Raw genomic sequence first — 22,057 nt, forward strand, 5'->3', positions numbered from 1 at the left:
TTTATAATTATAATTGAGGTAAACTATGCCTTCTTACAACAATGCCCGGCTCTTGGAAAAACGCTTGCAAAATTGTGATACACAATTAAATCAACTTTTTAATGGCCAGGAATTATCAAGAAAATTTCTCCATCAGTTAAATCAAATCAAGTATTTTTATAATTCAGCTTTCAATAAAACTGATAATGAAGACGATGGTATCGAAGCCATAGAAGAATATGAAAATTTCATCTCGTTGGTCTCACAGGTAAAGTCTGGTCAAATCAACGCTGATAAAGCAATTGAAACAATAAAAGATACGACAGAATCCAAGCAGGCTGATGTTATTATCGCCAATTTCTTTAAAGTCTGTGAACTGATGTTCTGGGCTGCTGCAGCATTTTTCAGTTATTTGGCTTGTGTATCAGTAGGTATCCCCTTAACTTTTTGCGAGCCTATCCTGGGTATTACCGTCTCCTTGTCTACCTTTTTGATGACAGTCAGTACAGCAAGCAAATTTTTAGATTGTTTTGATGAATTCGAGTCTTTAGATAAGATTAACGAACATGATCAAAATCAAAAAGATACTATTCGGTTTTTCAGTAAAACTTCAAACTCCACTTCATCAGTACGCAATAAAGAAGTCGAAGTAGAAGAAAGTTCACAGAGATTATATCCGAATTTACAAACCATCTAAATCAATAAACCATGACACATCAGACCAAAAATTATTTTGGTCTGATGTTTTGCCTCCAACCAAATCAATATTAATCTCCGATGTTTACTTATTCATCCTTAATCACCAAATAAATCATCACGGCTAAAATAGTAATGAAGATATGGAAAGCTGTGGTAAGAGCTGAGTTGAGCATGGGAGACATCCACATACCAAACCATTCCCCTCCTATGGACATAAAAATCACTTGCCAGGTTACAAAGCCCAACGTGAGGCCTCCGATAGCCCAATTCTTGGAATGATTAAAAACAGAAGCACTTTCATTTCTTGCCTTAAACAATTTCCACGCACCAATTCCGCAAAATATGGCGGTTAATAGTTCCAGGATAACAATGATAATAAATGCAACATAATGCAGGGCAGGACTAGTAATTGCTCGATAAGTAATTGTGGAATTAGGAAATACATCGCTCATGGTTAATACTTTTACTACAGCAGGAAAATTGGCAGAGTAATCCGTGATGTTTCCAAATGCAGTAAGTAAACAAAAAAAAGAAACCGCAACAACAAGCAACACCTTTGAGAATCTAATAATCATCATTTCATCCTTTGAAACAAGTTAAAAAAATATGCATCACCTAATTGATAAGAACCTTCATGAAAGAGATGCCCATGCTCTTTTCTACCCAAACCAGGTTCGCATTTTTCTAGCTTTGCTAGCCAAACCGATTAATCAAAAAATCTTAACCCAAACCCCTGCTCACGTTATCATCAACTACCTTTTCTCTCTGAGTGTTTCTGGCAAAACGCAAGAGGATATGATTCGCTCTGATTGTTGCCTCGTTCAGTGCTTCTTCAGGGCTCATCAAATCTGCAAACATTGCCTCCAGAACTTCATCATTAATTCCACGAATTTGATTTTGTGGTCCCATGTGTTTATACGGTTTCTCAGGCAAATTGTCTTCCAGATCTGTTCTGGCTAATAATAAAGTAGGATGTTGACTTGATTGCACAATGTTAGCGTAAATTCCTTTTAACCCCAAGGGCAGGTAACCTGTGTGCTCATGCCAACGCTTTTGCACTTCCGGTTTTGCAATGAATGCAAAAAATCTTGCAATTCCTCGATATTGCTCTTCTGTTTGTCCTCCGACAGCCCATAGAGCAGCGCCCCCTGCCACATTAGCATGTCTTATCAAACTAGCTTCAGTATCCAAAGGCATCGTTGCAACACCCAAATGAAATGGAACAAGGGCAGACAAACTGTTATAAGCACCCGATGATTGGCTAAACAGAGGGCAGACACTACTGGTAAATAAAATAGTGGCATCATCGACACGGCCGCCATAACGAAAATAATGCAAATCATGCCAGCGCTTTAGTCGTTGAAAATGAGCCATTAATTGGGGAGTATGGAAAGCAGCACGAGCAGGATTACCTTGAGTTATGGGCAATCCATGGATAGCAAGAAAAGATTCAAATAACACCCATCCAGGATAAGCCGTGGTATAAGTACAATCATAACCCGCTTTTTTAATTTTTTCTGCCATTATTTCCATTGCTGACCAGGTTTGAGGGAAGTTATGTTTGCCATATCCCACCTTGGCCAAAATGTCAGCATTATAGTATAGAACTGGTGCCGAGAGATTGAAAGGCATCGCCATTAATTGCCCATCTCTGCTATAAAACTCACGCACTGATTGAATAAAATCTTCTTTAGGCAAACTGATAGCCTGCTCTCCCATTAACAAATCAACGGGTTTGATCACGCCGGTAGGAGTTAACATGATTGAAGTACCCACTTCAAAAATTTGAACTATTGATGGCGCCTGGCGAGCTCTGAATGCAGCAGCAAAATTGGTGAGAGTTTCCGTATAGTTTCCTTTGTAAATCGGTTTGACTCGGTATTCACTCTGACTTTTATTAAAATCATCAGCGAGCAAGCGGACTTCATCACCCAAATGCCCGGCCATCGCATGCCAAAAAACCAGCTCAACTGGTTTGGCCTGAGCAGGCATGATACTTAGAAAAATTAACAAAAACAAAAAGAGTATTTTCATTTTAACAGGTCTGGATAATCACTAAAGAGTGCATCAACACCCCAATCAAATAACTTTTTGGCCAAACGTTTACGGTTTACAGTATAGGCGCATACCACATACCCTTGATTTTTGACTGCCTTCACTCGATCAGCGGTTAATATCTTTCTGTTAAAATGTATTGAGTAACATTCCAATTGTTTCGCTTTCTGTAACCAGTCATTATCCCACTCATGCAGCAATAACCCCAAAGGCATTTCTGGAGCAATACTGCGACATAACACCAAAGCATCCCATTCAAAACAGGAAACGAGAGGTAATTCTTTATTTTGAGGCCAATAGCGATGGATATGACTTAGCACCGCTACAGTGGTTTGCTCAACAGTTCCGGGATAAGGTTTTATTTCTATATTCGCCTGGACACCGGAAAAAGACAACCACTTTAACACGTCAGTAAAGTGTGGGATTTTTTCTCCCTTATACTGTTTTGAATACCAACAGCCGGCATCAAGACTGTGAAGATAATCTGCCTCCATCAGCCCCACCTCTCCTTTTCCATTCGTGGTCCGTTTCAAATTGTCATCATGAATGACAAAAGGTTCACCATCAAGGCTGCACATCACATCAAATTCAATGAAACGGCAACCTAGAGACAATGCTTTATTAAAAGCCGCCATCGTATTTTCCGGAGCATAGCCCGATGCTCCCCGGTGACCAATAATTTTTTCAACTACCAACAAATTAATCTCCCTGCTTACGATTGGATGCTGCCTCTACCATAGCGGTCAATATCAATTCATTACTTACTGTCAATGGTGCCGGAGCAGCAGCCATAGTTAAAGCATTCATTTCTTTCGCTTGATAAGCTCTTGGTTGCTGGGGAATACTGTCTCCTTCGACAAAAACCAGGTTACTGACAGAATAATTTTGTTTGGGATAGGCTTTATTCATACGATCTAGTTCATCATTCACTTGCTGGTAAAGCTGTTCACGAATCTTGGCACGTACAACCTGAGTCTCTTCCAAACTGGGTTTGAACTCTACGCCACTGATCTCATATTGAGCTCCCGGTTTACTGACTGATTTGGCATTTTGGTAAATATTGGTCAGAACAGATTGATCGACTCGTGCCTGAGCTTGTACATAAAGTTTCTCAAGACCAGAACTATCCTGAGAACGATCAAATTGCACCAAATGCCACTCCCCTTTAGCAATTTTGTTTAAGCTATCCATTATGTCAGCGCGTGCTTTCACTAAATCAGCATTACTTAGTGTGGCATTGATACTGACATTTAATAACGCTGTTTGGGTAGTAACCCATTTTTTGGCAGAAACTTGAAAAAAAATCTTATCAAGCACCAAATCAGGTGTCTCATCATCAGCCCAAGCAAAAGGAGTTAAGACCATTAAACCCAGCATCCAGGCGATTTTTCTCATAATATGCTCCATTCATAATGTTTCTATTGGAATTAGTGTATACCAGCAAACCAGAAGACACCACAGCAGTTTGAACCATAATCACTTAAATTAATGAGGCGATTATCACCCAAAATCAAATCCTATGCGGCATTTCTAGGAAACGGTCGGATTTGAGTGCACGTTGAGAAAACAAACAGGGTAAAAAAGCGCAGTATACATTGAGGTACATGAGCATTTTTTAGAATGTTTTTTTCTCAAGATGCGCCAAATATGGCATCACCAACAAACGGTCGGATTTGAGTGCAGGTTGAGAAAACAAACAGGATAAAAAAGCGCAGTGTACATTGAAGTACATGAGCATTTTTTAGAATGTTTTTTTCTCAAGATGCGCCAAATACGGCATCACCAACAAACGGTCGGATTTGAGTGCAGGTTGAGAAAACAAACAGGATAAAAAAGCGCAGTGTACATTGAAGTACATGAGCATTTTTTAGAATGTTTTTTTCTCAAGATGCGCCAAATACGGCCGTTTGCTAAGAATTACATTGATTTAATTGACGAATAGATCTATAACTTCTCCCAAAATTATTGCAAGAGGAGCTTAAAAAATGATGTCTGTTGACAATATTAAAAATGATAACCAGGTTTTGGCTGAAGAAGATTTCCTCGAATACGCATTGTCTCATGGATTTGGTGATTTACATTTTAAGGTGGATCCGCAAACAGGTATGAAGGCTATGATTGCAATTCATAGCACCAAATTGGGGCCTGCTTTGGGTGGTTGTCGATTTATTGAATATCCTAGTACTGCTGCTGCTTTGAAGGATGCTATGCGTCTTGCCAGAGGAATGAGCTTTAAGGCTGCTTCGGTCAATTTACCTTTGGGTGGTGGAAAATCGGTTATTATTAAACCTAAGGGTTTGTTTAATCGAACTGAGTACATGCATCGGTTTGGTGAATTTGTCAATGAATTAAATGGCAGGTACATCACCGCTTTGGATAGCGGTACTGAATTAAGTGACATGGACATTATTGCTGAGCATACTGACTATGTCGCCAGCTTATCCAGATATAATGGAGACCCGTCTCCTTCTACCTCTAAGGGTGTGTTAAGAGGAATTCAGGCTGCTGTTGCCTTTAAATTAGGTAAAGACTCGCTTAAAGGTCTGCATATTGCTATTCAGGGTTTGGGGCATGTTGGCTATGCTCTGGCAAGGCAATTACACGAATTGGGCGCGACATTAACTGTTGCTGATATTTCACCTGCTGCTGTGAACATGGCAGTTCAAGAGTTGGGAGCCAAGGCAGTCAGCACTGACATTATCCATAAAGTACCATGCGATGTATTTGCTCCTTGTGCTTTGGGGGCGATTATCAATGATCTCACTATTCCTCAGTTACAAACCAGTATTATTGCTGGAGCTGCCAATAATCAGCTCGCACACACTTACCATGGCAAGATTTTACACGAAAAAGGTATTTTGTTTGCTGTGGATTATGTTATTAATGCAGGTGGCTTGATATTTGCTGCCTCTAAATACTTGCAAACCCCTGAAGATAAGGTAAGCGAGCAAATTGATAGCATTTATACCTCTCTGACTGAAATTTTTACCCGCTCTGCTAAAGATAATTTACCTACTAGCGAGATTGCTGATACTTTGGCTAAGGAAAAATTGGCTTAATTTGGATACCGTTTATGAAGCATTTATCCCTTACTCCAGAGTTGTATGAATACCTGATTGATGTTTCCTTGCGTGAACATCCTGCTCTTACAGCATTACGCAAAGAAACATCCACTATGGAACTCGCCAATATGCAGGTAGCTCCTGAGCAAGCTCAATTTATGCAGATGCTCATACGTTTGATTGGCGCAAAGAAGGTATTGGAACTTGGTACATTCACAGGTTATAGTGCCTTGGCCATGTCCCTTGCTTTGCCTGACGATGGGCAACTGATCACCTGTGATATTAATGAGGGCTGGACAAAGCATGCTCATCCTTATTGGCGTGAGGCAAAGCAGGAACATAAAATTAAATTATGTCTTGGACCTGCCCTGGATACTTTACATTCACTACTTACTGGAGGAGGAGAGCATCAATTTGATTTCATTTTTATTGATGCTGACAAGACCAATTATCTGAATTACTATGAACTGGCTTTAAAGTTGGTTACACCTAAAGGATTAATTGCCATAGATAATATTTTTTGGGATGGTAAAGTAATTGATCCAAATGATACCAGTGGTCAAACCAGAGAAATTAAAAAATTAAATCAAGTGATTAAAAATGACTCAAGGGTCTTTGTCAGTTTGTTAGCTATAGCTGATGGGATGTTTCTGGTGCAGCCCATTTAATCTGTAAAATCCCCGGCAAGCAATACACTGCATTGCTATGTAAATAAGTACAAGGAGAATCTGATAATGCAAAATAACAACCCCTGCGGATTAGATGGCTTTGCCTTTTTAGAATTTTCAGGCCCTGATAGGAACAAATTACATCAACAATTTTCTGAAATGGGATTTCAGGCCGTTGCCCACCATAAAAATCAAGACATTACCCTTTTCAAACAGGGGGAAATACAATTTATAGTGAACGCTGCTCCTGATTGCCAGGCAGAAGCCCATGCTTCAACTCATGGCCCAGGCGCTTGTGCAATGGGCTTTAAAGTAAAAGATGCCAAAGCCGCTTTTCAATACGCTATTGCGCATGGCGGTACTGCATTTCAGGATGCTCCTCATGCCAATCACGGTTTGCCAGCTATCCAGGCTATTGGCGGTAGTGTTATCTATTTTGTGGATGAGGAACACCAACCTTTCTCTAATGAATGGAATATGACCTCATCAGAACCCGTTGTTGGAAATGGCCTGACCTCAATCGATCATCTCACCCATAACGTTTATCGTGGTAATATGGATAAATGGGCCAGTTTTTATGCTTCCATTTTTAATTTTCAGGAAATTCGTTTTTTTAACATCAAAGGAAAAATGACTGGTTTGGTCAGTCGAGCATTAGGTAGTCCTTGTGGCAAAATCAAAATTCCTTTAAACGAATCCAAAGATGATTTATCACAAATTGAAGAGTTTCTTCATGAATATCATGGCGAAGGGATTCAACACATTGCTCTCAATACCAATGATATTTATAAAACAGTCAACGGCTTAAGAAAACAAGGGGTCAAATTCCTGGATGTGCCGGATACTTACTATGAGATGATTAATGACCGTCTCCCATGGCACAAGGAGCCACTGAATCAACTCCATGCTGAGAAAATTTTAATCGACGGAGAAGCAGATCCCAAAGACGGCTTATTGCTACAAATATTCACTGAAAATATCTTTGGACCAGTCTTTTTTGAAATTATTCAACGTAAAGGCAATCAGGGATTTGGTGAAGGGAATTTCCAGGCTTTATTCGAAGCCATTGAAAGAGATCAAGTTCGACGTGGTACTTTAAAAGAATTGACCTAGAAAAACCGTTGAAATGTAATAATGATGTTTTTCAGGCATAAGCCAGGAGATTGTTATGAAACTCGCCAGTTTGAAGTCAACTCGTTCTCGCGATGGAGAACTCTGCATTGTCAACAGATTATTAACTACTGCAGTACGCGTTCCTCATATCGCATCAACACTTCAATATGCTCTGGATCATTGGGATGTTGTTGAACCTAAGTTACAAATGGTTTATCAACAGTTAAATGATAATCAAATTGAAGATGTCTTTGCTTTTGATCCCGAGCGATGCGCCTCGCCACTACCCCGCGCCTATCAATGGGCCGATGGCAGCGCTTATGTAAACCATGTCGAATTGGTTCGTAAAGCCAGAGGGGCAGAAATGCCCGCTGATTTTTGGACTAATCCACTCATGTATCAAGGGGGTTCTGATGCTTTTTTGGGGCCTCGTGATCCTATTTTAGTAAGCTCAGAAGCCTATGGGATTGATTTTGAATCTGAGGTAGCCGTTATCACCGATGATGTTCCCATGGGGATTAATCATATAAACGCTACCCATCATATAAAACTTTTGATGCTGGTTAATGATGTCTCTCTGCGTAATCTTATACCGGATGAACTGGCAAAAGGCTTTGGGTTCTTCCAATCAAAACCTGCCAGCAGCTTCTCCCCGGTAGCGATTACTCCAGATGAGCTGGGTTCCTGCTGGGATGGTCAACGCGTGAATTTGCCATTGATTAGCCATTTGAATGGACAATTATTTGGCCAACCCAATGCCGGAATTGATATGACCTTCTCTTTTCCTGAACTGATACAGCATGCGGCTAAAACAAGGTTTTTAACTGCAGGCACGATTATAGGTTCAGGAACTGTATCCAACCTCGACCGCAGCAAAGGTTCATCTTGTATCGCTGAAAAGCGAATGCTGGAAATGATAGAGTTCGGACAGGCAAAAACACCCTTTATGCGATTTGGAGATCGAATTCGTATAGAAATGCTGGATGATCAAGAGTATTCCCTATTTGGCTCCATTGACCAAATAGTGACAAAATACGATCTGGATTCCTTATGATACTATATGATTATTTCCGCTCTACTGCATGCTATCGAGTAAGAATCGCTCTTAACCTAAAAAAAATTGCCTACGAAAAAATTGAAGTGCATCTGGTTAATAATGGAGGCGAACAGCATAGTCTTAAGTATCATCAAATAAACCCTCAAGAACTCGTTCCCAGCCTGGACATCAATGGACATATCCTGAGCCAATCAATGGCCATCATTGATTATTTGGAAGAAATCTATCCAGAGATACCATTGCTTCCTCAAGACCCTTTTATGAAAGCCACTCTCAAATCAGTGGCTTTAATTATTGCTTGTGATATGCACCCTCTCAATAATTTAAGAGTGCTAAATCGCTTAAAAGAGCAATTTAAAGCCAATGAAGCACAGGTACTTGAGTGGTATCACCATTGGTTAAAAACAGGATTTGATGCTTTTGAGGAAAAACTTGGAGCTTTGGAGCGCGACAAGCCAGTCTGCTTTGGAAGTGACGTTAGCCTGGCAGATGTTTGTTTGATCCCCCAGGTTTACAATGCCCAACGATTTCATTTTGATATGGTGAATTACCCAATAATCAATGAAATCAATGAGTATTGTCTAACTCTACCGGCATTCCATGATGCGGCACCAGAAGCCAAGTCATCCTAAAACCATGCCCTTCGCAACTCCACCGTGATCACCCCTTTAGGGGTTTTCTCCAACATACTCCAGGCTGTTTTACATCGTTGCAGGTAACCAATTAAAACATTTTGATTGCTGCAACGGTACCTTACAGGCATTGAATCATATTGTTCATTAGAGTTTATAGCCAAACAATACTCGCCATTAACCAATTCAATAGCCCAGGGAAAAGCGCGAGACATATCCAAGGTCTTATGATGTTCGTTATTCAAAGGTAACGCTACGTTAATTTGCACACTATCACCAACCCATGGTGATTGAGGGCATACAGCCTCCATTTTTTTACTACCTGCTTTCACAAAACAGGGATCAAATAATTGGCCTTCAGCCTGACAACGCCACGCATCTTCACGTATAATTATCCGGGATTGTTCATAACATTGACCAGACATTATTTTTTTAATGACAGGTGGTGCTTGTTCAAAAACTTCACCAAAAGGCCTGTATAATTTTAGAACAGTATCGCTGGCACTGGCTAAAAAAGAAAAAAAACATAGCAATACGAGTAAAACTCTTTGCAACATGGTGTTCCCCCACGGATTTTATTTAGTGTATCATCACATTTTAATTCAGGGTTTAGGAAATACTGCAAATGGGAGCAAAATCAGCCCCTCAAAGGAGTGGAATATTTCCTAAGCCCTGAATCAATCGTTTTCGATTTTGGAGTATATAATGACAGAAGTCTTTACTATAAAACAATGTCTCGACGGCGAAATCAGTATTGATGAAACCGTTACGGTAAGAGGATGGGTGAAAACCCGAAGAGATTCAAAAGCTGGCTTGTCCTTCATCAGCCTTCATGATGGCTCTTGTTTTTCTCCCATACAAATCGTCGCTACCGATCAGTTATCCAACTACCACAAAGAAGTTATAAAATTAACTGCTGGCTGCTCAATGATAGCGACTGGAAAATTGGTAGCATCACAAGGAAAAGGGCAATTTTTTGAAATCCAGGCCGAATCTATTGAAGTGGTGGGATGGGTTGAAAATCCCGATACATACCCTATTCAAGCCAAACGCCATACTCTTGAATTTTTAAGAGAAGTGGCTCACCTGCGCCCCAGAACCAATACCATAAGCGCTGTCACCAGAGTGCGCCATTCATTGGCACAAGCCATTCACCGTTTTTATCATGAACAAGGCTTTTTTTGGGTTCATACACCTATTATTACTGCCAGCGACTGTGAGGGGGCAGGAGAAATGTTCAGAGTATCTACTCTGGATTTATTAAATATACCTAAAAATGATAAAGGACAAATTGATTTCAGTAAGGATTTTTTTGGCAGAGAAACATTCTTAACTGTTTCTGGCCAATTAAATGTCGAAGCCTATTGTATGGCCATGTCCAAAGTCTATACATTTGGACCAACATTTCGAGCGGAAAACTCCAATACAAGCCGACATTTGGCTGAATTCTGGATGATCGAACCAGAAATCGCTTTTGCAAATCTCGAAGATATTTGTAAACTCAGCCAAAATATGCTGCGTTATCTCTGTAAAACCGTTCTTGAAGAACGTGCAGATGATATGGACTTTTTCAATCAATTTGTTGCTCCAGGATGCATAGAGCGCATGGAACATATTGCGGATTCTGAATTTGAAATTATGACCTATACCGATGCCATAAAAGCACTTGAGGCGAGTGAGCAAAAATTTGAGTTTCCAGTGAGCTGGGGACTAGATCTGCAATCAGAGCATGAACGCTACCTAGCTGAAGTACTTTGCAAAAAACCTGTCATTGTGACAAATTACCCGCAAGAAATTAAAGGCTTTTACATGCGCCTTAATGATGATGGGAAAACGGTAGCTGCCATGGACGTTTTAGCTCCGGGTATTGGGGAGATTATTGGTGGCAGCCAACGCGAAGAGCGCTTGGAAATACTGGATAGACGCATGGACGAGTGCAACCTGAATAAAGAACATTATCAATGGTATAGAGACTTGCGTCGTTATGGCACTGTTCCTCATGCCGGATTTGGATTGGGTTTTGAACGCCTTATCAGCTATGTTACTGGAGTATCCAATGTGCGAGATGTAATACCATTCCCTCGCACACCAGGCCATGCCGATTATTAAATCGATAAGGCGCTTAAAGAATCTTCCTCAACTTCAGCTGTTTGTTGTTGAGGTTGGTTCCCCTCAGACAGCAATCGCCGTCTATTTCTTGGCGAAAATATTTTTTCTAACATCTCATCCTCCGGAGTTCTCGCAAGCGGTCCTCCTGCATCCACTGTATCATAATATTCCCTATTGAAATTAGAACCGGGTAGAAATCCTTTGTTACTTGTCTCTTGAGAAGCAGGATCTTTTGAAGGGTCGCCTGAGGGGGGTAAAAAAATAGAAAACCCTCTTCTATGCGACCTTACAGGTATACTACACTTGGGCTTTGATAATGGTTTGACTTTTTCTTTATCATCAATAGTGCTTGTAAACTCTTCCTTCTGAACTGTTATATCTATTTTTTCATCCATTATTAACACTCCTTATCTTATTTTTATTCTCTCGTATACAACACACCTTCATGCAAAATTAATACTCTGTCCATTCGTTCTGCAATCCGCTGATCATGGGTCACTATTACCAGAGCGGTATTCATTTTTTTATTAAGATCCAACATCAAATCAAACACCTTCCGGGCTGTTGCCTCATCCAAATTCCCAGTCGGCTCATCAGCCAGAACACAATGTGGTTGATGCACCAAAGCTCTCGCTATGGCAACTCTTTGTCTTTCTCCTCCAGACAACTGAGCAGGTTTATGCGCGAGCCTTGGTTTAAGCCCTACCTGTTCCAGCATATTAATCGCTTTTTCTTCCGCATTTTTTACCGCCATCCCCCCCAGTAATAACGGCATCATCACATTTTCAAGTGCCGTAAACTCAGGCAACAAATGGTGGAACTGATAAACAAATCCTAATTGTTGATTACGCAATTGACAACGCTGCTTTTCATTAATTTTTTGCCAATTGACATCGCCAAGGGTAATGGCGCCACTGGTTGGTTTATCCAGCCCCCCCAATAAATGCAAAAGAGTGCTTTTTCCAGAACCTGATGGTCCGATAATAGCGATTCGGTCCCCTTTTGTTATAGTTAAGTCAACTCCTTTTAATACTTCGACTGTAGAAGTACCATCATGATATGACTTATACAGTTTTTGACTGGTTAAAATGATGTCATTCATAATGTAAAGCCTCCGCAATGACTGTCCTTGATGCTCGCCAGGCGGGATAAATGGTTGCAGCAAAACTCATTAATAATGCCATGGCACAAACTTGCCACAGATCACGAAACATAATTTTAGAAGGCAAATAATCAACAAAATAGATGCTTGAAGACAACACCTTCACCTGGAAAAAGGACTGCAACGCATTAACTATCTCCGTTGCATTATTAGCCAACACCAAACCTCCTAATAACCCGAGAACCGTGCCAACCAGACCAACCATCATTCCCTGTACAATAAAAACCCATAAAATGGTAGAAGGAGTAGCGCCAATAGTTCTTAAAATAGCAATTTCTGCTTGTTTGTCATTGACTACCATCACTAGAGAAGACACCAAATTAAAGGCTGCTACAGCGATAATAAGCAATAAAATCATAAACATCATTGTTTTTTCCATTTTAACTGCTTCAAAAAAAGCCCCAAATTGCTGGGTCCAATTGCCTACTTGATACCCTTCTCCCAAACGATCAGATAATTCATAAGACAATTCAGGTGCTTTATAGACGTTATTGATTTTCATCTTTATGCCTGAAACATCATTCTTGTCGAATTGCATTAATTTTTGAGCATCTTCGATATTTATAAATGCTAATTTTGTATCGAAATTAAATCCTGTACCCGCAGAAAAAACGCCTACAACAGTAAAGCGCTTGAAACGAGGAATCATCCCCGCAGGAGTTACCGTTGCTTGCGGGATCATTATCGTAACCTTATCTCCAATCATCACTCCAAGACTATCCGCAAGGCCTTTTCCAAGAATAATCCCAAAATGTTTCAGATTATTCATATTACCTGCCAGTAGTTTATTATTAAGATGGGTTACTGATTGTTCTTTCTCTGGCAGAATACCCGTTAGAACGATAGGCAAAACCTGACCTTCGTGAGTCAATAAACCTTGACTTCCAACATAAGGTGCAATTGCCTTTATCCCTGGAATGGTTTCAACCTTTTTAACCAGTTGCGGCCAATCACTTAATTTTTCATCAGGACCTGTAATGGTAATTTCGGGTGCCATCCCAAAAAATCGACGATGAATTTCCTGATCAAAACCATTCATCACTGATAAAACAGTGATTAATACCATCACCCCCATGCCTATACCTAACATGGAACTTAGGGAAATAAAAGAAACAAAGTGATTTTTCTTGCGTGAACGCGTATAACGTAATCCGATAAAAAGAGCCAATGGTTTATACATAATCGTATCAAGCTGGATTAAAGTTAGTATTGTACAGCACTTACAGAAAAGGCCAAGATTGAAGCCTAAAGATTTTAAAAAACTTATTAATAATTCATCATCAGACAACCCACATACTTATCCACAGAATCTGTGGATATCTAATAGCTGGAGTTTCATAATTATGGGATTTTGGAACGGTTCATATTATTCATTGTCTTATTTTGATACAATACATTTTTTAAAAGAAAATATACTCTATGGATACATCCAAAAACAAAGCCGCTTCCGTTTCAGCCACTCAAGAGCTAAGAGCATTGTTTGAAATCGAAAATACCAACAGACAAGATGCTTGGTATAATCGTCTAATAACGTGCCTACCCCACGCTATCTTCACTAGTGGTGAACCTCAGATTATCTTTAATTCCGCAGGTCTCACCTACTATAACCTTGAGTTTACTGAAACCATCCCTGAAGATGGCAGCAACATAACAAGCTATACCATTCCTGAGCTCATCGATACGTTCTTAATCAACGAAGGGGTTGGCATAGCCATCGAAGCACGTAATCCAAAACATGCTATCGATCTAAGTTATGGCGACGTCTTAGGTTTCCATCTCTATCGTACGTTTGCTGAACCAGAGAATCATCCCTTCAAAACAGATAAAGCACATGCACATATTATCCGCGAAGGAACTGATATCCTCATCAGCGATGTTCCAGCGAAGATCCTGCCCAATACCTCAATAAAATTACTTGAAGCCATCATGCAGCATTTCGGTATCAACGACGCCAAAATCAAGCTCGTCTATCTCCCAGAAACCGAGCAGAATGAGTTAGTCTTCTCAATTGACAAGAATCAATTTACACACAACAAAATACAAGCACTGCTTCAAAAATTAGGCTGGTTTTTACCAAGGTATTACTCATATTTGGCCTGTGATCTGAACAATGTATCCCCTATAGTTGAAAAACACTAAAACCAAGTTAGCATTTTGCGCATTGGTTTCATTTATGTGTGATTACGCGTTGCAAATTCAATTATCATGGATTTTTAGACACCCTGGCCTGGCAGCATTAAACTGATTTGTCGTGTGTAATGTATCCGAGAAAGCCAAATCACTGGTTATAATTGCTTTTTGCATATATCTATGAGTCAAGGAATTGTCGGGCCAAGGCCCGACCTACGCTTGCTGAAGGGTTTCATCGAAAGATGAAATTGATTCAACGCCGTGCTTATGGGTTTGGAAATTTTTAAAATTATAGATTAAGAGTTAGAGTGCTTTGTGGATGAGTAAAGTGCCCCCGGATTTGGGGAAAAGCCAAAATTTGGTGCCCAGGGCCGGAATCGAACCGGCATGGTGTTACCACCGAGGGATTTTAAGTCCCTTGCGTCTACCTGTTTCGCCACCTGGGCATTCACTATTTTTTAATGGAGGCTGAGGCCGGAATCGAACCGGCGTACACGGCTTTGCAGGCCGCTGCATGACCACTCTGCCACACAGCCTCAAATCTATATACTTCGCTATTGCTCTAAAAAAAAAGCGACTTTGATGTCGCTTAAATTTGGAGCGGGAAACGAGACTCGAACTCGCGACCCTAACCTTGGCAAGGTTATGCTCTACCAACTGAGCTATTCCCGCGTCTCTACGGGATGAGATTCTACCGAAAATAAATACCCTGTCAACAGCAAAATTAACTTTTTTTCATTAACTCTGGCCAGGCAATAGCCAAATAAATCACCATAGACCAAATCGTCAAAATAGCAGACACATAAAGAAGAACAAACCCTAAACTCCCCCACCAGGAAACAAGGGGATTAAATGCCAGCAATAATACCAAAGCGATCATTTGTAAAGAAGTTTTAACTTTCCCTATATATCCAACTGCAACGCTAGCACGGCTTCCAACTTCTGCCATCCACTCGCGTAAGGCTGAAATTACAATTTCTCGTCCAACGATTACGATAGCAGGTATAGTGATATAATTAATATCCTTTGCTCCAACTAACAATAACAAGCTTGTCGATACCAATAACTTATCAGCGACGGGGTCAAGAAAAGCACCGAAATGAGACATCATTTCAAGTTTACGCGCAAAATAACCATCCAACCAATCGGTAATGCTTGCAATAGCGAAAAGAACAGCAGCAGTAGGATGAGCCCATTTGAATGGAAAATAAAATACCATGATGAATATAGGGATGATTGAAATCCGCATCAAGGTTAATATATTAGGCAAACTGGTTAATGTACTCACTGCTAAACATCCCCCTATTCTATTCTTCTGGCAACATCAGATAAGCTGACAATAACTTATAATCATCAAATACAGCTAAAGCACCCGCTGCTTTAAGCTCTTCCTCTTGCTGATGGTAAAAATCCATGCCTATAGCATTAACATTGATTCTTTTTGCCATTTCCATATCCGTTGCAGAATCCCCTATCATCAAAGTTGATGAAGGATCTCTCCCGAATTCCTCCATAATTTCCTCAAGCATTTGCGGACAAGGTTTTGCCGGTACTTGTCCAGCAGAACGTGTCACTTTAAATATTTTATCAAGCCCAGTTGCCTGAAGAGCACGGATTAGAGAATTGTGGCCTTTATTTGTAGCAATAGCCAAATCAACCTTTGCTTGATGAAGCTGCTTGATAAATTCTAATACCCCAGGTATTAAACGCACTTCTGTAGGTCGAGAAATCATCGCAGACTGTACCGCTTGTAACAGATCTTCCTGTTGCCCTGCAGTTAGATTGGGCAATGTCTTTTTTACTGCTTGAACCAAGCCCAAGTCTACGTATTTTCTTGCTTGATAGGGGTCGATATCACCAAAGCCCAACATTTTGGCTTCAGTAGCAACAGTATGTAAAATCACTCCCAATGTATCAGCAATCGTGCCTTCCCAATCAAAAATTACTAATTGATATGCACTACTCATAGCTCAATAAGCTCCTTGCACGTAGTTGCTTTAAAGTATTTCCAAATCCGTCGTCTACATCAGCTTGAAATACCTGCATTACTCCATTCAGATTGAATTGAATAGACCTTGCATGCAGATAAAGACGATTCTGTTGATAGTCTACACCATCCACCTCACCCACCTTAGCACCATATTTTTCATCACCAACAATGACATGACCAAAGTAAGCGCTATGAACGCGAATTTGATGTGTCCGTCCTGTTTTAGGAGAGGCTTCTACCCAACAGGCCTGATGATAATTTTCCAACAATTTAAAATCTGTTTCTGATGCCTTACCATCTTTCTGAACGGAAACAACTCTTTCCCCTGATTTCAATGTGTTCTTCTCGAGAGGAGCTGTAATTGTGATTTTCTTTTTACCGTCCCAATGATGCGTTAATAAAGCCCAATAAGTTTTTTGCACTTCGCGGGCTTCCAATAGCGCTTGAATAGCTCGTAATGTACTTCGTTTTTTAGCTAATAAAAGACAACCGGAAGTCTCCCTATCCAATCGATGTACCAATTCCAAATAGGATAAATCGTGCCTGGTCTTTCTTAAAGCTTCAATAACCCCCAGGCTTAAACCACTACCACCATGTACTGCAATACCTGCTGGTTTATTAATTACTAGCAAGGAAGAATCTTCAAAAATGATACTATCCTTCAAGCGTTTTGCCAAATTATCACTTACAAAAATTTCTTTAGAATCAGTCATTCGAATTGGCGGTATTCTTATACTGTCTCCAATTTGTAAGCGACTGTTAGCTTGTGCTCTTTTTTTATTAATCCGAACCTCGCCGCCACGAATAATCCTATAAATATGGCTTTTAGGGACTCCTTTTAAAATTCGAATCAGATAATTATCCAAACGCTGCCCATTCTCTTCAGAGCTAATTTCTTTATAACTTACTTCACTCATTGTCAATAAACCTGTTTTCTGAGCGTGATTTTTTTGATATGATTAGATATCGTACGGGAAAATCCCTTACGACCGAATTATAACGTATAAATAGAAAAATAGTTTAATAATCGATTCATAATCGATAAAAGATTTGTAATTAATTAGTTAAAATACTTGCATTCATCTTAATTTTTCATCATTAATCAAGAATGAAAAATTAACAGAATAGCATAAATTTAGCTAATTTGATAGCAAATCAAACTAAAGAAGCAACTGCTCAAGCGAATATAAAACAGGTTGGATTCAATAAGAACTTGAACCACAAGTTAAAGAATTACCCCTGTTTTTTCATCTTGATGAGCATGAGCAGATGCTTGGAAGAAAAAACAAGATGCGCTTCCATTTAAGTCGAAGATATAAGGAAGCGACCCAATACCAGAGTAAAATTGATAATTATTTCGACAGATACCTACGCATGCCAGACATGCTTTATACCAATTACGAATTATTGCCGGGCTTTTGCACGCCTGATGAAAGGCCTTTTTTTTCCAACCCACTTAATCTGTAAACGGTACATCATACAGTGTGCACCTTTAACTATTGAGGTAACATGCGTACGGTCTGTCAACAAGGTCATGGGTCAGCTTAAAGTTCCTCACCCTACCTGCTCAATAAAATTGTATTTCAAAAACAAAATTGAGCAATTAGGAAATAGGCTGTTATCGTTTCGCCAGAATAATAGAGACCAGGACATTAATTTTCTGACTCCCTCTCTCAGCACATTTAATATGAATGCAAGATGTGGAACCAGGAAAATTAACTTGGTGGCAAGAAAACTGTAGAAATGATCATACGCTTTATAGAGCCTTACACTATCTCGATGTAAATGCATGCGCCCTAAATATGGGGTTATACATGGAAAAAATGCTAATCAATGCAATGCAAACAGAAGAAATTCGTGTTGCACTCATTAAAAACAATCAATTATTTGATCTGGATATTGAATGCCCAGGAGAAATAAAGAAAAAAGGTAATATTTATAAAGCTATTGTCACAAGAAGAGAACCTAGTCTTGATGCTGTTTTCGTTGAATATGGTTCCAAACGTCAAGGTTTCTTACCCCTAAAAGAAATAGCGCCTGAATATTTAAGCAAAAACCCGGAAGAGTTTGGAGATGAGAAACCTCCAATTACCAGCCTTATCCGTGAAGGCCAAGAATTACTTATCCAGGTGGATAAAGAAGAAAGGGGGAATAAAGGAGCAGCTCTGACGACTTTTATTACTCTGGCAGGTTGTTACCTCGTTTTAATGCCCAACAACCCTCATTCTGGAGGAATATCAAGACGCATTGAAGGTGAAGAAAGAGATGAATTACGTGAAACATTAAATGCTTTAACCCTTCCTGAAGACATGGGGCTTATTATTCGCACCGCAGGTGTTGGGAAAAGCCTGGAAGAGCTGCAAGATGACTTAAACATGCTTTGCAATCAGTGGCAATCCATCAAGGAAGCTTATAATTCAGAACTGGCTCCTTGTCTGATTCATCAAGAGGGCGATGTCATTATTCGTTCCATACGCGACAATTTGCGAAAATCCATCAGTGAAATTATTATTGATGATCAAATCTCCTATATCAAAGCAAAACAATATATTGAACGCGTAAAACCAGAGTTTTTACCTAATCTAAAACTCTATAACAGTAGTATCCCTCTTTTTAATTTCTATCAAATTGAAAGCCAAATTGAAACAGCTTACCAACGCCAGGTCATGCTTCCTTCTGGAGGTGCCTTAGTCATAGATAGAACTGAGGCTCTGGTATCAATTGATATTAACTCTGCCAAGGCTACAGGCGGTGCCGATATTGAAGCGACTGCATTAAATACCAACCTTGAAGCAGCTGATGAAATTGCTCGTCAGCTTCGCCTGCGTGATTTAGGTGGCCTGGTAGTTATTGATTTTATTGACATGAGTTCAAGTAAAAATCAAAGAGAAGTTGAAAATCGGCTCAAAGAAGCGCTGCAAGCCGATAGAGCCAGAATTCAAGTCGGACGAATTTCACGTTTTGGTCTTCTTGAAATGTCACGGCAACGCCTCCGATTATCATTAGGAGAAACTGCCCAGGAAGTTTGCCCTCGTTGTGAGGGAAGAGGAACTGTACGTAGTATACAGTCTCATGGCTTATCGATTACCCGCCTTATTGAAGAAGAAGCGCTCAAAGAAAAAACAGCTGAGATTCAAGTGCAATTACCACCAGAAATGGCCACGTTCATTATGAATGAAAAACGCAATTTTATCAGAGATATTGAAAAAAGGCATAGCGTCAGTGTCGTTGTTATTGCGAATCCTTATTTGCACCCCCCACAATATACGATTACTCGTCTGAAAGAAGACAATGTAGGGAAATCTAAAAAACCAAGTTACTCTTTGATTCAACAACCTGAAGTACAGGTTCCCAGCAGTGATAAAGAGCCGGCGTCCCATGACGAACCTGCTGTTAAATCATTTGCCGAGCACAGGGCCATCAAACACCCTCATACCAGTTTCATTAAACGATTATGGACCAGTTTATTTGGCGGTCATTCAGCAGCTGCCCATACCGCAACTCAAGAACCCGGTAAAAAACATCATCATCGCGCTCAAAATCAAGGAAAACACACGTCTTCCAAAAACTCAGGAGGAGACAAACGTCAACAAGGCAGCAACCCAAATCGTAGACGTCGTTCAGGCGGAGGTCAGCAACGTTCTTCCTCAGGTAATACCAATGCTACTGCCAACACAAGCCAACAACGAAAGAAATCCAACACGAATCAGCAAAGTCATGGTGGCCAACAAGGCAATCGTTCAATCCCTGCAAAAAATGAAGGCAACAAAAAAAGGGAAGCCATACTGGCTAAAGAGCAAGAGGAGAAATAGGGTATATTAATTATGTACCCATTCATTATTCAATGAAAATTTATCCGCAAAATCCAGGCAACCTCTGGATTTTCGGATAAAACAGGGTGCATTTTATTGTCAGGATACTGATTTTAAAATTGTAACCTTTAAAAGAAGCCTGGTTCTTGTTCCTTATGCCCTTCTCTTAATTAACTAAAGCAATAGTCTGATTATCTTCTACCACCTCTACTTTAGGTTGGGAAACTTTACCTTTGGGTGAACTATAAATTCCATGGGAAAGCAAACCTGCATGAACAGGGTCATTGCTGGGTTTAACATTTTCTTTGTCTACTACTTTATCCAATCTATGTACTTTATCTAATTTAGGTAAACCCAATTTTTCCAAGCGTTCAACTTGTTGCTCCTGACGCTTTAATAATTCACTATAGCGCTCATTGCTTTTTCTTAATTCTTCTTTGACTGTTTTAAGTTCTTCTTCTGCCTTACAAATTCGCTCCGCAACTTGGTCAAAGCTGACTTGCTTCTCATTAAGGAACCCATCCAGTTTCTTTTGAAATGTGACACGTTGCTCTTCATCAGCAATAACTGTTCCTGTCAATGTCTGGACTGTTCCCTCCAATGTTCTCGCCACTGTTTTAGCCTTTTCAACTTCCAGACCTAAGGACAATCTGACTTCATGTAATTCAGCTATTTTTTCGGCCAGCTGCAATTGGCTTTTTTCGTATTCCTTTCTTATTTTTGATAGCTCTTTTTGATTCTTTTCCAATAAATCCGTTTGTTTTGTGGTAGATTCTTGAAGTTTTTTGACGGTTTTCTCCATTTCACTTGTATCTTTACGGAGCATTTTCTCAATTTCAATATATAACTCTACTTGAGCACTCAGTGATTCCACTTCATTGCCCAGCCTATCGATGTTATCAGTTAATCTGAGATTTTCATTCTTAAATTTCTCTATTTCCTCGGCAAACTTTTTGCGAATTGAATCCAATGCCTCAATCGTAATTTGTAACAGATCTGCCAAACCAAAAAGTCCTTCTTTTAATCGTTTGGCAATATTCACATTGCAAGTATGGTGGTCATCCAAAACAATTGCACCTGCTGTATAGGTTATTCCTGTTACTCCCCCTATTACTAATAAAACACCGATGTGGGCAAATAATCCTACTGCCAAAGTAGGTGCTGTCAGAACAATACCACCTGTAACTTTCTGCCACATAGGTAGTTCACCCCAGGCAGAGGCAGCACGAGTAATTAAACTGGGATTCTCAGCTATACTGTCTACTATTGATTCCAGGCTTTCTTTAACCTGGCTAAGTTGTTTTTGGGTATCAATGATTTGGGCGAGACTACCGTTTTCAACTTCAGGAGTGTCAGTACTTGCCTTAGGATCTTTTTCAGTACTGTCCAAGCTAGAAGTAGTGATTGTTGATTTGCTATCATGTTGGATCAATACTTGAAGCTCTGTTTCATTAGTAGCCATATTTACTCCTTACGATTAAAAATCTTCCTTAGATGTCCATTTTTAATCATAAATTATCAATAAGACAAGTAATTCTTGCATTTTTTACAATTAAATTTTATTTTAATAAACCAACCAAAAAAAAGTT

21 protein-coding genes, 3 tRNA genes and 1 pseudogene are annotated in these 22,057 nt (G+C 39.8%); 10 read left to right on the forward strand and 15 right to left on the reverse strand.

Going from position 1 to position 22,057, the window contains the following annotated elements; translation table 11 throughout:
* Window positions 1–25: 25 nt before the first annotated feature.
* Window positions 26–676 carry a DUF5638 domain-containing protein gene (locus tag EL201_RS11395; RefSeq protein ID WP_027222372.1) on the forward strand — a complete coding sequence of 217 codons (651 nt, stop codon included), beginning with the start codon at window positions 26–28 and terminating at the stop codon, window positions 674–676.
* A gap of 88 nt (window positions 677–764) precedes the next feature.
* Here EL201_RS11395 and EL201_RS11400 read toward each other — a convergent pair whose 3' ends face one another.
* The 4 genes from EL201_RS11400 to EL201_RS11415 form a co-directional block, all read right to left on the reverse strand.
* Window positions 765–1,253, reverse strand: a complete 489-nt coding sequence (locus EL201_RS11400) for a DUF2165 family protein (protein ID WP_027222373.1) — start codon at window positions 1,251–1,253, stop codon at window positions 765–767.
* Window positions 1,254–1,398: 145 nt separating this feature from the next.
* The gene (locus EL201_RS11405) at window positions 1,399–2,712 is read right to left on the reverse strand and encodes an extracellular solute-binding protein (protein WP_027222374.1); all 1,314 of its coding nucleotides are present in this window, start codon (window positions 2,710–2,712) and stop codon (window positions 1,399–1,401) included.
* A complete protein-coding gene (gene ugpQ / locus EL201_RS11410; RefSeq protein WP_027222375.1) occupies window positions 2,709–3,428 on the reverse strand; it encodes a glycerophosphodiester phosphodiesterase in 720 nt (239 codons plus the stop codon). The genes EL201_RS11405 and ugpQ overlap by 4 nt, the downstream gene beginning before the upstream one ends.
* Window positions 3,429–3,432: 4 nt before the next feature.
* Complete coding sequence (locus EL201_RS11415; protein ID WP_027222376.1) at window positions 3,433–4,128, reverse strand: hypothetical protein; 696 nt, start codon at window positions 4,126–4,128, stop codon at window positions 3,433–3,435.
* 590 nt (window positions 4,129–4,718) lie between these two features.
* Here EL201_RS11415 and EL201_RS11420 point away from each other — a divergent pair.
* The 5 genes from EL201_RS11420 to maiA all read left to right on the forward strand — a co-directional run bounded on the left by EL201_RS11420 (window position 4,719) and on the right by maiA (window position 9,265).
* Window positions 4,719–5,792, forward strand: a complete 1,074-nt coding sequence (locus EL201_RS11420) for a Leu/Phe/Val dehydrogenase (RefSeq protein WP_027222377.1) — start codon at window positions 4,719–4,721, stop codon at window positions 5,790–5,792.
* 14 nt (window positions 5,793–5,806) lie between these two features.
* Window positions 5,807–6,463, forward strand: coding sequence for a class I SAM-dependent methyltransferase (locus EL201_RS11425; RefSeq protein WP_027222378.1), 657 nt, complete (start codon window positions 5,807–5,809; stop codon window positions 6,461–6,463).
* A 66-nt stretch (window positions 6,464–6,529) separates the two neighbouring features.
* Window positions 6,530–7,576 carry a 4-hydroxyphenylpyruvate dioxygenase gene (gene hppD / locus EL201_RS11430; RefSeq protein WP_027222379.1) on the forward strand — a complete coding sequence of 349 codons (1,047 nt, stop codon included), beginning with the start codon at window positions 6,530–6,532 and terminating at the stop codon, window positions 7,574–7,576.
* Between the two features lie 55 nt (window positions 7,577–7,631).
* Complete coding sequence (locus tag EL201_RS11435; RefSeq protein WP_027222380.1) at window positions 7,632–8,630, forward strand: fumarylacetoacetate hydrolase family protein; 999 nt, start codon at window positions 7,632–7,634, stop codon at window positions 8,628–8,630.
* Window positions 8,627–9,265 (forward strand): maleylacetoacetate isomerase, encoded by a 639-nt coding sequence (gene maiA / locus EL201_RS11440; protein WP_027222381.1) that lies wholly within the window; start codon window positions 8,627–8,629, stop codon window positions 9,263–9,265. The genes EL201_RS11435 and maiA overlap by 4 nt, the downstream gene beginning before the upstream one ends.
* Here maiA and EL201_RS11445 read toward each other — a convergent pair.
* Window positions 9,262–9,822 carry a hypothetical protein gene (locus EL201_RS11445; RefSeq protein WP_027222382.1) on the reverse strand — a complete coding sequence of 187 codons (561 nt, stop codon included), beginning with the start codon at window positions 9,820–9,822 and terminating at the stop codon, window positions 9,262–9,264. The two genes, maiA and EL201_RS11445, sit on opposite strands and share 4 nt — an antisense overlap.
* A gap of 148 nt (window positions 9,823–9,970) precedes the next feature.
* Between EL201_RS11445 and asnS the strand changes: the two genes are divergently transcribed.
* The gene (asnS, locus tag EL201_RS11450) at window positions 9,971–11,374 is read left to right on the forward strand and encodes an asparagine--tRNA ligase (RefSeq protein ID WP_027222383.1); all 1,404 of its coding nucleotides are present in this window, start codon (window positions 9,971–9,973) and stop codon (window positions 11,372–11,374) included.
* On the opposite strand, the gene EL201_RS11455 is transcribed toward asnS, so the two are convergent.
* The 3 genes from EL201_RS11455 to EL201_RS11465 are packed head-to-tail and all read right to left on the reverse strand — an operon-like array spanning window position 11,371 to window position 13,716.
* Entirely contained in the window at window positions 11,371–11,769 is a 399-nt protein-coding gene (locus EL201_RS11455) for a hypothetical protein (RefSeq protein ID WP_027222384.1), read from the reverse strand. The genes asnS and EL201_RS11455 overlap by 4 nt on opposite strands.
* A gap of 23 nt (window positions 11,770–11,792) precedes the next feature.
* Window positions 11,793–12,476, reverse strand: a complete 684-nt coding sequence (gene lolD / locus EL201_RS11460; RefSeq protein ID WP_027222385.1) for a lipoprotein-releasing ABC transporter ATP-binding protein LolD — start codon at window positions 12,474–12,476, stop codon at window positions 11,793–11,795.
* Window positions 12,469–13,716, reverse strand: coding sequence for a lipoprotein-releasing ABC transporter permease subunit (locus tag EL201_RS11465; RefSeq protein ID WP_027222386.1), 1,248 nt, complete (start codon window positions 13,714–13,716; stop codon window positions 12,469–12,471). The genes lolD and EL201_RS11465 overlap by 8 nt, the downstream gene beginning before the upstream one ends.
* Window positions 13,717–13,955: 239 nt before the next feature.
* On the opposite strand from EL201_RS11465, the gene EL201_RS11470 reads away from it, so the two are divergent.
* Entirely contained in the window at window positions 13,956–14,675 is a 720-nt protein-coding gene (locus EL201_RS11470) for a hypothetical protein (protein ID WP_027222387.1), read from the forward strand.
* Between the two features lie 209 nt (window positions 14,676–14,884).
* Window positions 14,885–14,953: pseudogene (locus EL201_RS11475) on the forward strand (transposase); the annotation flags it as partial.
* Between the two features lie 72 nt (window positions 14,954–15,025).
* Here the strand turns inward: EL201_RS11475 and EL201_RS11480 are convergent.
* From EL201_RS11480 to EL201_RS11505, 6 genes are all read right to left on the reverse strand, one after another.
* A tRNA-Leu gene (locus EL201_RS11480) sits at window positions 15,026–15,112 on the reverse strand.
* Window positions 15,113–15,128: 16 nt separating this feature from the next.
* Window positions 15,129–15,202: transfer RNA gene (locus EL201_RS11485), tRNA-Cys, on the reverse strand.
* A gap of 60 nt (window positions 15,203–15,262) precedes the next feature.
* A tRNA-Gly gene (locus EL201_RS11490) sits at window positions 15,263–15,338 on the reverse strand.
* A gap of 52 nt (window positions 15,339–15,390) precedes the next feature.
* The gene (gene pgsA, locus EL201_RS11495; RefSeq protein ID WP_027222388.1) at window positions 15,391–15,954 is read right to left on the reverse strand and encodes a CDP-diacylglycerol--glycerol-3-phosphate 3-phosphatidyltransferase; all 564 of its coding nucleotides are present in this window, start codon (window positions 15,952–15,954) and stop codon (window positions 15,391–15,393) included.
* A 19-nt stretch (window positions 15,955–15,973) separates the two neighbouring features.
* Entirely contained in the window at window positions 15,974–16,633 is a 660-nt protein-coding gene (locus EL201_RS11500) for an HAD family hydrolase (protein ID WP_027222389.1), read from the reverse strand.
* Window positions 16,626–17,573 carry an RluA family pseudouridine synthase gene (locus tag EL201_RS11505; protein ID WP_027222390.1) on the reverse strand — a complete coding sequence of 316 codons (948 nt, stop codon included), beginning with the start codon at window positions 17,571–17,573 and terminating at the stop codon, window positions 16,626–16,628. Before EL201_RS11505 ends, EL201_RS11500 begins: the two co-directional genes overlap by 8 nt.
* 897 nt (window positions 17,574–18,470) lie before the next feature.
* Here EL201_RS11505 and EL201_RS11520 point away from each other — a divergent pair.
* The gene (locus EL201_RS11520) at window positions 18,471–20,468 is read left to right on the forward strand and encodes an Rne/Rng family ribonuclease (RefSeq protein ID WP_032828980.1); all 1,998 of its coding nucleotides are present in this window, start codon (window positions 18,471–18,473) and stop codon (window positions 20,466–20,468) included.
* A gap of 166 nt (window positions 20,469–20,634) precedes the next feature.
* Here the strand turns inward: EL201_RS11520 and EL201_RS11525 are convergent, their stop codons facing one another.
* Entirely contained in the window at window positions 20,635–21,930 is a 1,296-nt protein-coding gene (locus EL201_RS11525) for a LegC2/C7 family Dot/Icm T4SS effector (protein WP_027222392.1), read from the reverse strand.
* Window positions 21,931–22,057 lie beyond the last annotated feature (127 nt).

Origin of the sequence: Legionella pneumophila subsp. pascullei, assembly GCF_900637585.1 — a bacterium.
Taxonomy (GTDB): Bacteria; Pseudomonadota; Gammaproteobacteria; order Legionellales; family Legionellaceae; genus Legionella; species Legionella pascullei.